The organism is Actibacterium naphthalenivorans (genome assembly GCF_014196965.1).
GTDB classification, from domain to species: Bacteria; Pseudomonadota; Alphaproteobacteria; order Rhodobacterales; family Rhodobacteraceae; genus Actibacterium_A; species Actibacterium_A naphthalenivorans.
Map to the genome: position 1 here is coordinate 1414729 of NZ_JACIEQ010000001.1, position 17300 is coordinate 1432028.

General features: G+C 64.1%; 15 protein-coding genes and 1 pseudogene. 6 read left to right on the forward strand and 10 right to left on the reverse strand.

Translation table 11 applies throughout. The features are described 5' to 3' along the window. Positions 1-26: 26 nt before the first annotated feature. Entirely contained in the window at positions 27-434 is a 408-nt protein-coding gene (locus tag GGR17_RS06985) for a DUF7282 domain-containing protein (protein WP_054537560.1), read from the reverse strand. A gap of 203 nt (positions 435-637) precedes the next feature. On the opposite strand from GGR17_RS06985, the gene msrA reads away from it, so the two are divergent. Next, positions 638-1303, forward strand: a complete 666-nt coding sequence (gene msrA / locus GGR17_RS06990) for a peptide-methionine (S)-S-oxide reductase MsrA (protein WP_054537559.1) — start codon at positions 638-640, stop codon at positions 1301-1303. Here msrA and GGR17_RS06995 read toward each other — a convergent pair whose 3' ends face one another. Beyond that, positions 1304-2167: a ribokinase gene (locus GGR17_RS06995; RefSeq protein WP_054537558.1), complete on the reverse strand. Its 864-nt coding sequence runs from the start codon at positions 2165-2167 to the stop codon at positions 1304-1306. A 1-nt stretch (position 2168) separates the two neighbouring features. Beyond that, a complete protein-coding gene (locus GGR17_RS07000; protein ID WP_054537557.1) occupies positions 2169-4427 on the reverse strand; it encodes an NADP-dependent malic enzyme in 2259 nt (752 codons plus the stop codon). A gap of 165 nt (positions 4428-4592) precedes the next feature. On the opposite strand from GGR17_RS07000, the pseudogene mutS reads away from it, so the two are divergent. Beyond that, positions 4593-7223 (forward strand): annotated as a pseudogene (gene mutS / locus GGR17_RS07005) (DNA mismatch repair protein MutS). Here mutS and GGR17_RS07010 read toward each other — a convergent pair. After that, on the reverse strand, positions 7220-7777 hold the full coding sequence (locus GGR17_RS07010; RefSeq protein WP_054537555.1) for a nucleotide exchange factor GrpE: 558 nt from the start codon (positions 7775-7777) through the stop codon (positions 7220-7222). The pseudogene mutS and the gene GGR17_RS07010 overlap by 4 nt on opposite strands. Positions 7778-7780: 3 nt before the next feature. Next, entirely contained in the window at positions 7781-8833 is a 1053-nt protein-coding gene (gene hrcA / locus GGR17_RS07015; protein WP_369817418.1) for a heat-inducible transcriptional repressor HrcA, read from the reverse strand. Between the two features lie 135 nt (positions 8834-8968). Between hrcA and rph the strand changes: the two genes are divergently transcribed. Genes rph through GGR17_RS07035 form a run of 4 tightly spaced genes read left to right on the forward strand, consistent with a single transcriptional unit; the run spans position 8969 to position 11811 of the window. Continuing rightward, positions 8969-9685 (forward strand): ribonuclease PH, encoded by a 717-nt coding sequence (gene rph / locus GGR17_RS07020; RefSeq protein ID WP_037203775.1) that lies wholly within the window; start codon positions 8969-8971, stop codon positions 9683-9685. Positions 9686-9689: 4 nt separating this feature from the next. Further along, complete coding sequence (gene rdgB, locus GGR17_RS07025) at positions 9690-10298, forward strand: RdgB/HAM1 family non-canonical purine NTP pyrophosphatase (RefSeq protein ID WP_054537553.1); 609 nt, start codon at positions 9690-9692, stop codon at positions 10296-10298. Continuing rightward, complete coding sequence (gene hemW / locus GGR17_RS07030) at positions 10288-11451, forward strand: radical SAM family heme chaperone HemW (protein WP_054537552.1); 1164 nt, start codon at positions 10288-10290, stop codon at positions 11449-11451. The genes rdgB and hemW overlap by 11 nt, the downstream gene beginning before the upstream one ends. Positions 11452-11457: 6 nt before the next feature. Next, on the forward strand, positions 11458-11811 hold the full coding sequence (locus GGR17_RS07035; protein ID WP_054537551.1) for a YbaN family protein: 354 nt from the start codon (positions 11458-11460) through the stop codon (positions 11809-11811). Here GGR17_RS07035 and GGR17_RS07040 read toward each other — a convergent pair. The 5 genes from GGR17_RS07040 to mnmE are packed head-to-tail and all read right to left on the reverse strand — an operon-like array spanning position 11786 to position 17296. Further along, a complete protein-coding gene (locus tag GGR17_RS07040; protein ID WP_054537550.1) occupies positions 11786-12697 on the reverse strand; it encodes a ParB/RepB/Spo0J family partition protein in 912 nt (303 codons plus the stop codon). The two genes, GGR17_RS07035 and GGR17_RS07040, sit on opposite strands and share 26 nt — an antisense overlap. A 15-nt stretch (positions 12698-12712) precedes the next feature. Then, positions 12713-13522: a ParA family protein gene (locus tag GGR17_RS07045; RefSeq protein ID WP_037203781.1), complete on the reverse strand. Its 810-nt coding sequence runs from the start codon at positions 13520-13522 to the stop codon at positions 12713-12715. Continuing rightward, positions 13515-14132, reverse strand: coding sequence for a 16S rRNA (guanine(527)-N(7))-methyltransferase RsmG (gene rsmG / locus GGR17_RS07050; RefSeq protein WP_054537549.1), 618 nt, complete (start codon positions 14130-14132; stop codon positions 13515-13517). Before rsmG ends, GGR17_RS07045 begins: the two co-directional genes overlap by 8 nt. Continuing rightward, complete coding sequence (mnmG, locus tag GGR17_RS07055) at positions 14129-15994, reverse strand: tRNA uridine-5-carboxymethylaminomethyl(34) synthesis enzyme MnmG (RefSeq protein ID WP_054537548.1); 1866 nt, start codon at positions 15992-15994, stop codon at positions 14129-14131. Before mnmG ends, rsmG begins: the two co-directional genes overlap by 4 nt. 12 nt (positions 15995-16006) lie before the next feature. Beyond that, positions 16007-17296 carry a tRNA uridine-5-carboxymethylaminomethyl(34) synthesis GTPase MnmE gene (mnmE, locus tag GGR17_RS07060; RefSeq protein ID WP_054537547.1) on the reverse strand — a complete coding sequence of 430 codons (1290 nt, stop codon included), beginning with the start codon at positions 17294-17296 and terminating at the stop codon, positions 16007-16009. Positions 17297-17300 lie beyond the last annotated feature (4 nt).

The following is a 17300-nucleotide window of genomic DNA, read 5'->3' on the forward strand; positions in this document are numbered from 1 at the left end:
CACGGGCCGGGCCACGCTTGCGCGCGTTACTGCGCGCTGACCACGGCCATCACCAGCTTGCCGTCAACCTTCACCGGGCCATCCTCTTTCGCACCCAGCGTATATTCGAAGATGCCGGTCTTCATGCCGCCCTCTTCGCCGTGAAGCATCAGCATCAGCCTTTCACCCGGCTTCACCTCTTCGGTCAGAATGGCCGCGACATCCGTATTCTCGCCCTTCATCAGCGGTGCATGGCCGACGACCGGGCCGGGCTTCATCTCGTCGCCGGTGCGATGCACCACCAGCCAGCCATTGGCCGGGGCGACGACGGAACCGGCAACAACGGTGCCGCCGGAAACATCCTGATCCATCGCATCCACATTCAGCATCATATGCCCGCCCGCAAAGGCGGAACCGGCGAACAGGGAAAAGGCGGCGGCGTAAACGGTTTTCATAACAAACTCCCGTGGTTTCACATGACAGGCCGGATGACCCATCTGTGCAAAGACACGGACGCAGCAGCCACAGAGTTTCACCGCACCCCCGAAACAGGCGAAATGTTACAGCCGTTCGAAGCTTCGTGACCTCACGCGCTTGTCAGTACCGCTTGCACCCTTGCCGGCCCTAGGTTGCAGCAGACCAACCCAAGGAGGGCGACATGCCTCAGACATTGCAGAACCTGAAAACCCTGACGCTGATGCTCGCCATCCTGTTCGGCGTCAGCGTGAATTGCAGCACGGCCAAGGCCGCGACGCTGGAAAAAGCCGTTCTGGCCGGCGGCTGCTTCTGGTGTGTCGAGGCCGATTTCGAGAAAGTGCCGGGGGTGAAAGAGGTGGTCTCCGGCTTTACCGGCGGCACTGTCGCCAACCCGTCCTACAAACAGGTCGTAAGGGGCGGCACCGGCCATTTCGAAGCGGTCGAGATTACCTATGACCCCGAAGCGGTCAGCTATGACACGCTTCTGAGCCTCTTCTTCCGCAGCGTCGACCCGACCGATGCCTACGGGCAGTTTTGCGACAAGGGAGACAGTTACAGAACCGCGATTTTCGTCTCTGATCCGGCCGAAAAGGATATTGCCCAACAAGCCAGGGCAAATGCCGAAGCCGCGTTGGGCAAGCCGATCGTGACCCCGATCCTGCCCGCCGGGCCGTTCTATCCCGCCGAAAGCTATCATCAGGATTACTACAAGAAGGACGATCTTATCCTGACCCGGTTCGGCCCCAAAACCAAGGCCGAAGCCTACAAGCGCTATCGCGACGCCTGCGGCCGGGATCAGCGCGTGCGCCAGCTTTGGGGCAGCGCGGCGGCCTTTGCCGGATCGTGATCAGGCGCGGCCGAGAAAGGCCAGAACCTCATCGCGCGGCGGCATCGCATCGGCGGTGCCGGGCCGGCTGACCTGAAGCGCGGCGGCGGCGGCGCCGTAACGCAGCGCCTCTTCACGGCCCATCCCGAGGTCAAGACAGGCCGCGACCGAGCCGATAAAGCAATCCCCTGCCCCGGTCGTATCCACGGCCTCGACCGCAAAGGCGGGAATCTCCACAGTCTCTCCGCCACGCACCGCCCAGCTTGCCCCCCTGGCGCCGCGCGTGACGATCATGTCGGGCAACATCCGCCCGCCCAGCGTATCCGAGAGTTGCGCGGCCTCGACCTCGTTCAGAACCAGGATCGTGGTCAGCGGCAGCATCTGTTTCACCGCCTCCGCCTGAAACGGGGCCGCCGAATAGATCACCCGCATCCCGCAGGCGCCCGCCCTCTGCGCGGCGCTCAGCTGACAGGTGGTTTCGTTCTGCAAAAGCAGCGTATCGCCGGGGCCGGCATCGGCCAGCGCGGCGCCGATCCGCGCCTCATCCTGCAGCGCATTCGCCCCGGCCAGCAGGACGATCATGTTTTCGCCCTGCGGGTCCACATTGATGATCGCATGCGCGGTGGGCCCGCCAACCTCGGCCACATGCGCCACGTCCACGCCGAAGCCGCGCAACCGCTCAACGGCCCAGCGCCCATCCGCGCCGACGGCCCCGATATGCCGGACCTCGGCCCCGGCAAGCCGCGCCGCAACCGACTGGTTCGCGCCCTTGCCGCCCAGCCCGACGCGATGCGCTGTGGCGGCGATCGTCTCTCCTCCGGCCGGCAGATGCGGCACGTCGTAAACGTAATCCGCATTGATCGAACCGAGGTTATAGATGGTCATCTCATCCCACCTTCGATGCGGCCAGAAGCGCCATGTTCAGGATGTCATTCACTGTCGACACTGTCGAACACACCTGAATCGGCTTGTCGACGCCCGCAAGGATCGGCCCGATGACGGTAGCCCCTGCCATCTCCTGCATCAGCTTGACAGAGATCGAGGCCGAGTGCCGCGCCGGCACCACCAGTACATTCGCCGGCCCCGACAGGCGCGAAAACGGGTATTTCGCCATCGCATCCACGTTCAGCGCAACGTCGACGGCCATCTCGCCCTCATACTCGAAATCGACGTCGCGCTCGTCCAGCACCAGCGGCGCCAGATGCATTTTCGTCGCCCGCTCGCTGACGGGATAGCCGAAGGTGGAGAAGCTGACAAAGGCAACGCGCGGTTCCAGCCCCAAGCCACGGGCCACGCCTGCCGCGCGTTCCGCGATATTGGCCAGATCCTGTTCATCAGGCCATTCGTGCACCAGCGTATCGGCGATCAGCACGATGCGCCCCTTGTGCAACAGCGCCGTCACGCCGACCGCGCCATCCTCGGCCCGGGCATCGAACACGTGATTGATCAACTCCATCACCTGCGCCGATTTGCGCGTCGCACCCGTAACCATCCCGTCACCATGACCATGGGCCAGCATCAGTGCCGAAAACACGTGCCTGTCCCGCGCGGCAAGCCTGTGGCTGTCGACCATGTCGAACCCGTCGCGCTGCAGGCGCTTGTACAGGAAATCCTTGTAGGCATTCAGATGGCGGGTCTTGGCGGCGTTCACCACCTCCAGCTCGCGATAGGCATCGCCCAGCCCGGCCGCTTCCAGCCGCAACCGGACATCCGCCTCACGCCCGACGACAAGCGCCTTGCCATAGCCGGAGCGCTGATAGTTCACCGCCGCGCGCAGTACACGTTCATCATCGCCTTCGGTAAAGATCATCCGCGCCTGCGCCGCGCGGGCCCGCGCCGAAATACCGCGAAGCACCGAAGCGGTCGGATCCATCCGCGCCTTCAGCGTCTGCTCGTAGCCTTCCATATCGATGATCGGCCGCCGCGCCACGCCCGTGTCCATCCCGGCCCGCGCCACCGCCGGCGGGATCACGTGGATCAACCGCGGATCGAACGGCGTGGGGATGATATAGTCCCGCCCGAAGCTCAGCTTCTGCCCATAGGCCACCGCAACCTCATCCGGCACGTCTTCGCGGGCCAGCTTGGCCAATGCCTCGGCGCAGGCGATTTTCATTTCGTCGTTGATCGCCCGCGCGTGAATATCGAGCGCGCCGCGGAACAGATACGGAAAGCCCAGAACGTTGTTCACCTGATTGGGATAGTCGGAACGCCCGGTGGCAACGATCGCATCCGCCCGCACCGCATGCGCCTCTTCCGGCGTAATCTCGGGGTCGGGGTTGGCCATGGCGAAGATCACCGGGTTATCCGCCATCGAGGCCACCATCTCCGCCGTCACCGCGCCCTTGGCCGACACGCCAAGAAACACGTCCGCCCCCTTCATCGCATCTTCCAGCGCGCGCGCGCCCGTCTTGGCCGCATGGGCCGATTTCCACTGGTTCATACCCTCGGTACGGCCCTGAAAAATAACGCCTTTCGTATCGCACATGATGCAGCTGTCATGCCTGGCGCCCATCGCCTTGATCAGTTCGAGGCAGGCAATGCCCGCAGCACCGGCGCCGTTCAGCACGATGCGGCAATCCTCGATCTTCTTGCCAGACAGGTGCAGCGCGTTGATCAGCCCCGCGGCGCAGATAACCGCTGTGCCATGCTGATCGTCATGGAAGACGGGGATATCCATCTCTTCCTTCAGGCGCTGCTCGATGATGAAACATTCGGGCGCCTTGATGTCTTCCAGATTGATCCCGCCAAAGCTGGGGCCCATCAGGCGCACCGCCTTGATGATCTCTTCGGGATCTTCGGTATCCAGCTCGATGTCGATGGCGTTGACGTCGGCGAAACGCTTGAACAGAACCGCCTTGCCCTCCATCACCGGCTTGGAGGCAAGCGCGCCCAGATTGCCCAGCCCCAGGATCGCGGTGCCGTTGGAAATCACCGCCACCATGTTGCCCTTGACCGTATAATCATAGGCGGTCTCGGGGTTCTCGGCGATGGCCTCGACCGGAACGGCGACACCGGGCGAATAGGCAAGCGAAAGATCGCGCTGGGTGGTCATCGCGGTGGTTGCCACAACCTCATATTTCCCCGGCGTGGGATCGAGGTGATAGGCAAGCGCCTCTTCGCTGGTGATCTTGTTCTTGGTCGACATCGCGCCCGTCTCCTCCGCTCAGGTCACAGCGTCTTAGCGCCCTGCGGCAGCCGCCTCAACAAAAGATCGAATTCCGCCTTTCGCACATTTTGCGCGATTTGTATGGTCAACCCTACCAAACAGCCGAGGGATTTCGTGACAACCGTCAGCACAGCCGTAACGCCGATGATGGCGCAGTTCATGGAAATCAAGGAGGCGCACAAAGACGCGCTTCTGTTTTACCGCATGGGCGATTTCTACGAGATGTTCTTTGAAGATGCGGTCGCGGCGGCAGAGGCGCTGGATATCGCGCTGACCAAACGCGGCAAGCATCTGGGCCAGGACATCCCGATGTGCGGCGTGCCGGTTCACTCCGCCGAGGGGTATCTGCTGACGCTGATCCGCAAAGGTTTTCGCGTTGCCGTCTGCGAACAGATGGAAGACCCGGCGGAGGCGAAAAAGCGGGGGTCTAAATCGGTGGTGAAACGCGGCGTTGTCCGGCTGGTGACGCCCGGCACGCTGACAGAGGAAAGCCTGCTGGAGGCGCGGCGCCACAACTTTCTGGCCGCTTTCGCCGAGGTGCGCGACGAAGCGGCGCTGGCCTGGGTCGATATCTCCACCGGCGCGTTCCGGGTGATGACCTGCCCGCCGGTGCGCCTGTCGCCGGAACTGGCCCGGCTGGGCCCGCGCGAGGTGGTCGTTTCCGAAGCGAAAGAGCGGGAACTGGCCGAAATAGTCTCTGAATCAGGGGCCGCGCTGACGCCGCTGGCCCGATCGGCCTTCGACAGTACCGCCGCGGAAAGCCGGCTGACCGGGCTGTTCGGTGTCGGCACGCTGGAAGCTTTCGGAAACTTCACCCGCGCCGAGATGTCGGCGATGGGCGCGATCGTCGAATATCTGGACATCACCCAGAAAGGCAGGTTGCCGCTTTTGCGCCCGCCGGTGCGCGAGGCCGCGTCGCGCACCGTACAGATCGACGCCGCGACCCGCCGCAACCTGGAACTGACGGCGAGCCTTTCGGGCGGGCGCGACGGCTCGCTTCTTTCGGCGATCGACCGCACCGTGACCGCCGCCGGGGGGCGGTTGCTGGAACGGCGCGTGTCCAGCCCGTCGCGCGATCTGCCGGTGATCCACGCGCGGCTGGACGCGGTACGTTTCATGACCGAACAACCCCGGTTGGCCGAGGCGCTGCGCGGGCATCTGCGCAAGGCGCCCGACATGGACCGCGCCCTTTCACGGCTGGGGCTTGATCGGGGCGGCCCGCGCGATCTGAGCGCCATTCGCAACGGGCTGGCCCAGGCCGCCGAGGTGGCGGCGGATCTGGCGGGCGCGGCGGCCCCGGCACTGATCGCGGAAACGGCCGGGGCGCTTGTGGGCCACGACGCCCTGCTGGATCTGCTGGACCAGGCGCTGGTCGCCGATCCGCCGCTTCTGGCGCGGGACGGCGGCTTTATCGCGCCGGGATATAACGCCGATCTGGACGAGGCCCGCACCCTGCGGGACGAAGGGCGCGGGGTGATTGCCCGGATGCAGGCGGACTATGCCGCGCTCACGGGTATTCAGGCGCTGAAGATCAAGCATAACAACGTGCTGGGCTATTTCATCGAAACCACCGCCACCCATGCCGAACGGATGCTGTCGGCCCCGCTGTCAGAGACCTTCATCCACCGGCAGACCACCGCCAATGCGGTGCGGTTCACCACCGTCGATCTTTCCGAGATGGAAACAAGGATTCTGAACGCGGGCGGGCGGGCGCTGGAGATCGAAAAGCGGCTCTATGAAAGCCTGAAAGCGGCTATTCTGGAAAATGCGGCCGGCATCGGGCAGGCCGCTGCCGCGCTGGCCGAGATCGACCTTGCCACCGCTTTCGCCGATCTGGCGCAGGGCGAAAACTGGTGCGAGCCGCAGGTCGACGAAAGCCGCGCCTTTCTGGTCGAGCGCGGGCGGCACCCGGTCGTCGAACGCGCGCTGCGCCGTCAGGGCGGCGCGCCCTTCATCGCCAATGACTGCGATCTGTCGGCACAAGACGAGAACGCCGCGATCTGGCTGCTGACGGGGCCGAACATGGCGGGTAAATCGACCTTCCTGCGCCAGAATGCCCTGATTGCCCTGCTGGCGTAGGCGGGCAGTTTCGTGCCGGCGCGCAAGGCCCTTATCGGGCTTGTTTCACAGCTGTTCAGCCGGGTGGGCGCGGCGGATGATCTGGCGCGCGGGCGATCGACCTTCATGGTGGAAATGGTGGAAACCGCCGCGATCCTGAATCAGGCCGATGACCGGGCGCTGGTCATCCTCGATGAGATCGGGCGCGGCACCGCCACCTATGACGGGCTGTCGATCGCCTGGGCCACGCTGGAACATCTGCATGACACCAACCGCTGCCGCGCCCTGTTCGCCACCCACTACCACGAGATGACCGCGCTGGCCGGCAAGCTCGACGGGGTCGAGAACGCGACCGTGGCGGTAAAGGAGTGGGAGGGCGATGTGATCTTCCTGCACGAGGTGCACAAAGGCGCGGCGGATCGGTCTTACGGTGTGCAGGTGGCCAAGCTGGCCGGATTGCCCCATGCGGTGGTGGAACGGGCGCGGATCGTGCTGGATGCGCTGGAAAAGGGCGAGCGTGAGGGCGGCACCGGAAAGAAGGCGCTGATTGACGATCTGCCGCTGTTCGCGGCCAGCCCGGCCCCCGCGCCGAAACCAGCGCCAAACGCAGCCTCGGCGGCCGAAGAAAAGCTCGCCGGGATCCATCCCGACGAGCTGACGCCGAAAGAGGCGCTGAACCTGATCTATGAGCTCAAGGCGCTGAGCGCCCCCGATTAACCGGGGGTGGAGGAGACGCCCACCTGCGCCGGCCGCAGCAGGCGATCGTGCAGCATGAAGCCTTCGGTCATCACCTGGATGATCTCTCCCGCCTTGGTATCGGGCACCGGCGCTTCGAACATCGCCTGATGAAGCTGCGGATCAAAGGCGTCGCCCACCGCGGGCGCGATCGGGGTGATGCCGTGCTTGGCAAACACGTTCCGAAGCTCTCGCAGGGTCAGTTCCACGCCTTCGATCAAAGGCTTGTTGGCGGCGCGCTGTTCTTCGGTCGCAACCTCGAGCGCGCGGGTCAGATTGTCGAACACCGGCAGCATGTCGCGTGCCAGCTTGGAGCCGCCATATTGCTCGGCCTCGCGCCGGTCCCGCTCGCCACGTTTGCGGGTGTTTTCCACATCCGCCAGCGCCCGCATGAACCGGTCGCGCAGATCGTCACGCTCGGCGCGCAACTCTTCCAGCTCGTCAACCGGTTCGGGTTCGATCCCCTCAAACGGTTCCGCGCCTTCGGCGAACCCGTTTTCCGGTTCCAAACACTCGTCTTTCTTTGCTTCTGCCATCTTCTACCCCTTGCCCCGGTCGGAAATCAATTTTCCAACCAGTTGAGCCGTGTAGTCCACGATCGGGACAATGCGGCCATAGTTCAGCCGCGTCGGACCAATCACACCCACGGCACCAATAATCTTACGGTCAGCGTTCATATATGGAGAGACCACCAAAGAGGAACCCGAAAGTGAAAAAAGCTTGTTCTCCGAACCAATAAAAATGCGCACACCGTCGCCCTCTTCCGTCAGTTCCAGAAACTCTGCGATGTCCCGCTTGCGCTCCAGATCGTCAAAAAGGGAGCGGATACGTTCCAGCTCTTCGGCCTCCGCCGTTTCCTCGAGCAGATTCGACCGCCCGCGCACGATCAGCCTTTCATAGGGCTGGCCCTCGTTTTCCCAGATCGCCAGACCGCTTTCGACAAGATCGCGGGCCAGGCTGTCCAGCTCCTGCCGGCGGGCGGCGATCTCTGTTTCGATCACGCCGCGCAGCTCTGTCAGGGTGCGGCCCTCGGCCAGCGCGTTGAGAAAATTCGCCGCCTCCCGCATCGACGACGGGGTTTGCCCCAGCGGCGGCTGAAACACCCGGTTTTCCACATGCCCGTCGGCAAAGACCAGCACCACGAGCGCCCGTTCATGGCCCAGGCTGACGAATTCGATATGCCGGATCGGCGCCTCGTGCTTGGGCGTCAGCACAAGGCTGGCGCCATGCGTCACGCCCGACAGCGCGGATCCGACCCGATCCAGCAGGCTGCCGACATCGCCGTTGTTGTTGCCAAGCGTCGCATCGATCTTTTCGCGGTCGTCGATATCCAGATCCCGCACTTCCAGAAGCCCGTCGACGAACATCCGTAGCCCGAGCTGCGTGGGAATGCGGCCGGCCGACACATGCGGGCTGTCGAGCAGGCCCAGATACTCCAGATCCTGCATCACGTTGCGAATCGTGGCCGCGCTGACCTTTTCGTTCATCGTTCGGGTCAGAGAACGCGACCCGACCGGGCCACCGGATTCAAGATAGCCCTCGACCACGAGGCGAAACACCTCGCGGCTGCGCGCGTTCATCTCGTTCAGCATGTCCGAACCGTCACTCAACCGTCACGTCCCCTTGAAGCCCCGCCATTAAAGAGCATGCGCGACCGGCGTCAATCGGGCTTGCATCGCCCGGCCGGTCATGGGAGCAAGTCGCCAACCTACCGAAAGGAATTCCCGATGCGCCCCTCTGGCCGTGATGTAAGCGAAATGCGCCCGATTTCAATTGAAACCGGTGTGACAAAGCACGCCGAAGGCTCTTGCCTGATCCGCATGGGGGACACCCATGTGCTGTGCACCGCGTCGCTGGAAGAGCGTGTTCCGCCGTTTCTGAAAAACACCGGATTGGGCTGGGTTACTGCCGAATACGGGATGCTCCCGCGCTCGACCGGCACCCGGATGCGGCGCGAAGCCTCGGCCGGGAAACAGGGTGGCCGTACGGTGGAAATTCAGCGTCTTATCGGCCGCTCGCTGCGTGCCGGGGTGGATCGCGTGGCGCTGGGTGAACGGCAGATCACCGTGGATTGCGATGTCATCCAGGCCGATGGCGGCACCCGCTGCGCCTCGATCACCGGCGGCTGGGTCGCGCTGCGGCTGGCCGTCAACAAGCTGATGAAGGCGGGTGATATCATCTCTGATCCGCTGTTCGATCACGTGGCCGCCATTTCCTGCGGCGTTTACGCCGGCCAGCCGGTGCTGGATCTGGACTATCCCGAAGACAGCGAAGCCGGGGTTGACGGTAACTTTGTGATGACCGGCGGGGGCCGCCTGATCGAAGTGCAGATGTCGGCAGAGGGCGCCACATTCTCTCGCGGTGAAATGGATGAACTGTTGGGGCTGGCCGAAAAGGGTGTGGCCGGGCTGGTCGCCGCCCAGAAAGCCGCCGTGGAAGGGTAGCAGGATGCGCAGGTTCGAGGGTGAAAAGCTTCTGGTCGCGACCCATAACAAGGGCAAGCTGGAAGAGATCGCGCATCTGCTGGAGCCCTACAACATCACCGTGATCTCTGCCGGTGAGCTGGGGCTGGACGAACCCGCAGAAACCGAAGAGACCTTTGTGGGCAATGCCCGGATCAAGGCCCATGCGGCGGCGAAGGCCACGGGCCTGCCCGCGCTGGCCGATGACAGCGGCATCGAGATCGACGGGCTGAACGGCGCGCCGGGCGTGCATACCGCCGACTGGGCCGAAACGCCCCAGGGCCGCGATTTCGAAATGGCCATGACGAAAACATGGGAAAAGCTGGAGGCCGCAAACGCCCCCTACCCCCGCACAGCACGGTTTTGCTGCACCTTCGTCCTGGCCTGGCCCGACGGGCATGACGAGGTGTTCGAAGGCCAGATGCCGGGCCAGATCGTCTGGCCGATGCGCGGCGAGATGGGCCATGGCTATGACCCGATCTTTCAACCCGATGGCTTCGACACCACATTCGGAGAGATGAGCCGCTGGGAAAAGAACAAGATCAGCCACCGCGCGAAAGCGTTTGAAAAACTCGTGAGGGTCTTTGGCAACTGAAGATTGGCGCAACGGGGGCTTTGGGCTCTATATCCACTGGCCCTTCTGTCAGGCAAAATGCCCCTATTGCGATTTCAACTCGCATGTCGTGGCCTCGATCGACCAGAAGCGCTGGCAGCGCGCCTATTTGTCCGAAATCGCCCGCGTCGGGGCTGAAACCGAAGGCCGGGTGCTGAATTCGGTGTTCTTCGGCGGCGGCACGCCCAGCCTGATGGAGCCCGCCCTTGTCGCCGCGATCCTCGACAAGGTGCGCGCCACCTGGCCCCAGGCCAATGATCTTGAGGTAACGCTCGAGGCGAACCCCACATCTGTCGAGGCCGGGCGGTTCGCCGGATACCGCGAGGCGGGCGTCAACCGCGTGTCGCTTGGCGTTCAATCGCTGAACGATGATGATCTGCGGCGGCTCGGCCGGTTGCACAGCGTGGCCGAGGCCCGCGCGGCGTTTGACATCGCGCGGAACACGTTCGACAGGCTGAGCTTTGATCTGATCTACGCGCGGCAGGACCAGAGCCTCGCCGCATGGCGATCCGAATTGACCGAAGCGCTTTGCATGGCGAACGATCACCTGTCGCTCTACCAGCTGACCATCGAAGAGGGCACGGCCTTTGGGGATCGCTATGCCCGCGGCAAGCTTCCGGGCCTGCCGGACGAAGACAACGCCGGCGATATGTATTTCCTGACGCAAGAGTTGTGCGAGGCCGCCGGTATGCCGGCCTATGAGGTCTCTAACCACGCCAAACCCGGCGCGGAATCACGGCACAACCTGATTTACTGGCGCTATGGCGATTATGCCGGGATCGGCCCCGGCGCGCATGGGCGGCTGACGCTTGGCGGGCGCCGCTTCGCCACCGAAACCCCGCTGCAGCCCGGCGCTTGGATGGACGCCGTGGAAAATCGGGGAAGGGGCGAGAGCCTGCGCGCGCCCCTGCCCTTGAAAGATCAGGGATCGGAATATGTTATGATGGGGCTTCGGTTGAACGAAGGCATCAGCCTGAGCCGCTACGAGACACTGACCGGCGAACCGCTTAACGATAATAAAATCAATATGTTGAAGGAAATCGAGATGGTAGAGATCCGCGGCGACATCCTTCGCACCACATCTTCGGGCCGCGCGGTTTTGAACGCGATTCTGCGCGACCTGTTGCCGGAGTAAGCGAAGATGCGGCTGCTCTGGCTTCTGTTCGGCCTCTTGTCGCTTGGGCTCGCTGTGATCGGCGCCGCGCTGCCCCTGCTGCCGACCGTTCCGTTTCTTCTTCTGGCAACGTTCTCTTTCGCGCGCTCGTCCGAGCGGCTGCATCACTGGCTTTTGTCGCACCCGGCCTTCGGGCAACAGATCATGGATTGGCAGGAACGCGGCGCCATCCGCAGGTCGGTGAAATGGCTCGCCAGCCTCTCTATCATGGGGTCATTCGGGATCGCATTGTTTCTGGGCCTGAGGCCGACGCTGCTGGTGATTCAGGCCACCACGCTGGCCGCAGTCACCGTTTTCATCTGGACACGTCCAGAGGCGTAGCGCTGAGCACGCGGCAAAGCTCGTCCAGCTCTTCCAGCGTTTTGTAGCGGATCACCATCGCGCCGGATTCCTGACCCTCGGGATGATCAATCTCGACCTTCATGCCCAGATTTGCGGAAAGATCCTGCTCCAGCGCGCGGGTGTCGGCATCCTTTTCCCCCATCGGCGCGCTGACCGGCCTGGGCGATGACGTTTTCGGCCCCTTGGCCAGCTTTTCCGTCTCGCGCACGGACAGGCCCTTGGCGATCACCTCGCGCGCCAGCGCGGCGGGATCGCCCGTCGTGATCAGCGCGCGCGCGTGGCCAGCCGAAATCCGGCCTTCGCGCAGATGCTCTTGCACCTCTTCGGGCAGTTGCAACAGGCGCATCAGGTTGGCGATATGGCTGCGGCTCTTGCTCAGCGCCTCGGCCAGTTTTTCCTGGGTATGGCCGAACCGATCCATCAACTGGCGATAGCCCTGCGCCTCTTCCACCGGGTTCAGATCGGCCCGCTGGATGTTTTCGATGATCGCAACCTCGAGCACTTCGGTATCATCCAGATCGCGAATGATCACCGGCACCTCATGAAGCTGCGCCATCTGCGAGGCGCGCCAGCGGCGTTCCCCCGCGACAATCTCGAAGTTTCCGGCCTGGCGTTTGCTTTCGCGCACGATCAGCGGCTGGATCACCCCCTTCTCGCGAATCGAGGCGGCAAGCTCTCCCAGTGCTTCTTGCGAAAACCTGCGGCGGGGCTGATCGGGATTCGGCTCCAGCTTTTCGATCGGCACGATCAAATCCGACCGGCGCGGCTGCGCATCATCCACCGCCACTTGCGGCGCCATGTTCACATCGGCCATCAGGGCCGACAGCCCGCGCCCCAAACCCCGTTTCTCCGGTTTCCTGCTCATCCCGTGTCTTCCTTTTTATGCGCTTACCGGCTCGGCCCGTTTCAGCATCTCGCGCACAAGGCTGCGATAGGCCTCGGCCCCGCGCGAGGTGGTATCGTAATCCAGCACCGGCATCGCATAGGATGGCGCCTCGCTGACCCTCACATTGCGCGGGATCACGGTATCGAACACCAGCTCCCCCAGATATTGGCGCGCGTCGTTTTCCACCTGTTGCGACAGGTTATTGCGCTTGTCATACATCGTCAGCACGACGCCCTCGATGCGCAAGCCCGGATTCGCGGTCTGGCGCAATTCGCGGATCGTGAGCATCAACTGCGACAACCCCTCGAGCGCGAAAAATTCGCTCTGCAGCGGCACCAGAATGGAATGCGCCGCGACCATCGCGTTGACCGTCAGCAGGCTGAGCGACGGCGGACAGTCGATCAGGATATAATCAAACCCGTAACCTTCCATCGCGGGTTGGCGCAGTGCGTCATGCAGCAGGAAACTCCGCTTTTCATTCGCCACAAGCTCGATATCCGCAGAGCTGAGATCGGTGGTTGCCGGGGCTATCAACAGCCCTTCGACATTCGTGGCGCGGATCACCTCGTTCAGCGGGGCGTCCTCCATCAGCAGGTCATATGTTGTGCGCGCCCGCTGCGTTGGATCAATGCCCAACCCGGTGGAGGCGTTGCCCTGCGGATCAATATCCACGATCAGAACGGTCAGCCCCGCCTCGGCCATCGCCGCCGCAAGGTTGATGGCCGTCGTCGTTTTCCCGACGCCGCCCTTCTGGTTGGCGATCGCAATGATCTTTGGGGCCCCTGTGCGCGTCGGATCAGACATGGGAAAGCTCTCCGATGGTGAGGATGACCGCATCGGGCGCGGTGCGGCTTGCTGTTTTCTGAACGTCAAAGCGCCAGGAGGCAAGCGCCTCCTGTATTTCCGCCGTATGGTTTGCGCCCTTGAGGAAAATCGCCACGCCGCCCGGCGCGAGATGCCGTGCGGCATAGCCAAGCAGAACAGACAGCGAGGCCAGCGCGCGCGCGGAAACCACATCGGCGGCAAGTGGCGAAACATCTTCGATTCGCCTGGCGATGATGGTCATCGGTACGCCGAGCTCGCGCGCTACGGTTCTCAGGAAAATCGCCTTGCGCTGATCGCTTTCCACCAGCGTGAGTCGCATCTCTGGCGCGCGCTCTGCGGCGAGGATGGCAACGACCGCCCCCGGAAATCCGCCGCCGCTGCCCAGATCAACCCAATGACGCGCGCCCTGCGGCGCCAGATCGAAAATCTGCGCCGAATCGGCGATATGGCGGGACCACGCGTTTTCCAGCGTGGATCTGGCGACAAGGTTGATCGCCGGGTTCCATTTTTTCAAAAGCGCCACATAGGCGGTCAGCCGGTCCAGTGTTTCACGTGAAACATTCAGATCCGCCCCGGCCAGATCGCTCATGCGGATTTCCGCTCCGCCAGACGCAACCGCGCGAGGATCAGCGTCAGCGCCGCCGGCGTCATTCCGTCAACACGCCCCGCCTGCCCCAGCGTCGCCGGGCGCACGCGCGAAAGCTTGGCCTTCAGCTCATTGGACAGGCCGTTCAGCGCGTCGTAATCGAAATCCGCCGGGATTGCCTGCGCCTCGTCCCGCTTCATCGCGGCGACGTCCTGTTGCTGCCGCTTGATGTAATTCGCGTAGAGCGCGTCCCGCTCCACCTGCGCGCGGATGTCGGCGGGCACATCGGAAAGCGCAGGCTCCAGCGCGATGACATCGTCGAAGCCTACATCCGGAAAGGCCAGCAGATCGAACCCCGATCGCCGGTTGCCATCGGCGCTGATGCGGATGCCCGCCGCGCCGATCTGCCCGGGTGTCAGCGACATCGCATCCAGCCGGGTGCGCGCGGCACCGATCTTTTCCATCTTCTCGGCAAAGACGCGGGCGCGCGTGGCCCCCACGCATCCAAGCTCCAGCCCCAAAGGCGTCAGCCGCTGATCGGCGTTATCGGCGCGCAGCGACAGGCGGAATTCGGCGCGTGAGGTGAACATGCGATAGGGTTCCGTCACGCCGCGGGTCACCAGATCGTCGATCATCACGCCGATATAGCTGTCCGTCCGGCTGAACAGAACCGGCGCGTCGCCCAGGGCGGCGCGCGCCGCATTCAGCCCGGCGACCAGCCCCTGGGCGGCGGCCTCTTCATATCCGGTTGTGCCGTTGATCTGCCCGGCCAGATAAAGCCCGGGCACATCCCGCACCTGAAGCGTCGCCAACAGGGCGCGGGGATCGACGTAATCATATTCGATCGCATAGCCGGGCTGCAGGATATCCGCTGTCTCCAGCCCCCGGATCGAGTGCACGTAATCCGCCTGCACATCGACCGGCAGAGAGGTGGAAATCCCGTTCGGGTACACCGTGTGATCGTCGAGCCCCTCAGGTTCCAGAAAGATCTGATGCGAGGTTTTATCGGCGAACCGCACGATCTTGTCCTCGATCGAGGGGCAATAGCGCGGGCCGACGCCTTCGATATGCCCGCCATACATCGCCGAGCGGCTCAGGTTGCCGCGAATGATCTCATGCGTTTTTTCATTCGTATGGGTGATGCCACAGGCGATCTGCCGCGCGACTGGCGCGGTGGAGAGGAACGAAAACAACACCGGGTCATCGTCGCCCGGCTGGGTTTCCAGCGCGGCCCAGTCGATCGTCCGCCCGTCGAGCCGCGGCGGCGTGCCGGTTTTCAACCGGCCGAGGGGAAGGCCGAAGCCATCGATCCGCTCGGCCAGCTTGACCGATGGCCTGTCGCCCATCCGCCCGCCCGGCCGCTGCACATCGCCAATATGGATGACGCCGCGCAGGAAGGTGCCGGTGGTCAGAACCACCGCGCCCGTCGTCAGCTCTGACCCGTCATCGAGGGCGACGCCGGTCACCGTGTCGCGCTGCATCAGAAGGTCGGTCGCCTCGCCCTCGATCACCGTCAGATTGGGCGTTGCGGCGATGAAGCCCTGCATGGCCTCGCGGTAAAGCTTGCGGTCGGCCTGCGCGCGGGGCCCCTGCACCGCCGGGCCCTTGCGCCGGTTCAGCAGGCGAAACTGGATACCGGCGCGGTCGGCGGCCTGGCCCATCAGGCCATCCATCGCATCCACTTCGCGCACCAGATGGCCTTTGCCAAGCCCCCCGATCGCCGGGTTGCAGGACATCACGCCAATGCCATCGCGGCGCAGTGTGATCAGCGCAGTGCGCGCACCAAGGCGGGCCGCCGCATGGGCCGCATCCGCACCGGCGTGACCGCCGCCAATCACCACAACGTCAAAGTCGCGATGTTTCACGTGAAACACTCCTTACTTACCCACACAGAAGCTCGAGAAAATCTCATCGAGGATATGTTCTACATCCACCCGCCCCACGAGGGAATCCAACGCCCGGATGGCGCCCCGGATCTCCTCTGCGGCAAGCTCCGCGCTGTCCTCTCCCCTCCATACCTGATTCCGTGCCCGGGCAATAGAGGAGAGCGCGCCGAGAATCGCCAACCTGTGACGTTCCCGCGTCGCCGTCGCCGCCCGCGCCGCGCGGGTTTCCAGCCGAGAGGTAATGGCGGCGATCAGCTCTGCAACCCCCGCCCCGGTTTTTCCCGACACGGCTGGCGCGTCCGTGCGGTGCAGATCGGCCTTGCCCTGCAGCACGATATCCTCCGCCTCTGGCGCAAGGCCGAGGGTGGAGCCGTTCGAATCCAAAAGGAACACCCGAAGATCCGCCGCCAAAGCCCGCTGCCTGGCCCGATCAATACCGATACCCTCGACCACATCATCGGTTTCGCGCAGCCCGGCGGTATCCAGCACGGTCACCGGCAACCCGCCAAGATCCATCCGCACTTCGATCACATCGCGGGTGGTGCCCGCGTATTCCGAGGTTATCGCCGCCTCGCGCCCGGCCAACGCGTTCAGAAGCGTGGATTTACCCGCGTTCGGCGGGCCGACGATGGCCACCTCGAACCCGTCGCGGATGCGTTCGGCGGCGGAAACCCCCTCTGCCTCGCGCGTCAGATCAGCCTCGACCCTGTCGAGCAGCTCCAGCACCTCGGGCGAGACATCGACGGGAACCTCTTCATCTGCGAAATCAATCGTCGCTTCGAGCAGCGCCGCCGCGCGGATGAGATCGGCGCGCCACGCCTCCGCCCGCACACCGATCGCGCCCGACAGAACCCGCAGCGCCTGACGCCGCTGCGCCTCGGTCTCGGCCTCGATCAGATCGGAAAGCCCTTCGACCTGCGTCAGGTCCAGCCGCTCGTTTTCCAGCGCGCGGCGGGTAAACTCGCCCGGCTCCGCCAGACGCAAACCCTCGATCTCGGAAAGCGCGTGCAATACGGCGCTGACGGTCGCGGGGCTGCCGTGGGTGTGAAGCTCCGCCACCTCTTCGCCGGTGAAGCTCGCCCCGGCTTCGAACCACAGCACCAGCGCCTCGTCCAGCAGCGTACCGTCGGCCCCGTGCAGCTTGCGCACCGCCGCAACCCGCGGTTCGGGCAGGCGGGCGCCAAGCGCCATCACGGCCGTCCGCGCATCGGGCCCGGACAGGCGGATGACGGCCACCCCGGCCTTGCCGCGCGCCGTTGCAAGGGCATAAATCGTGTCCACCGCA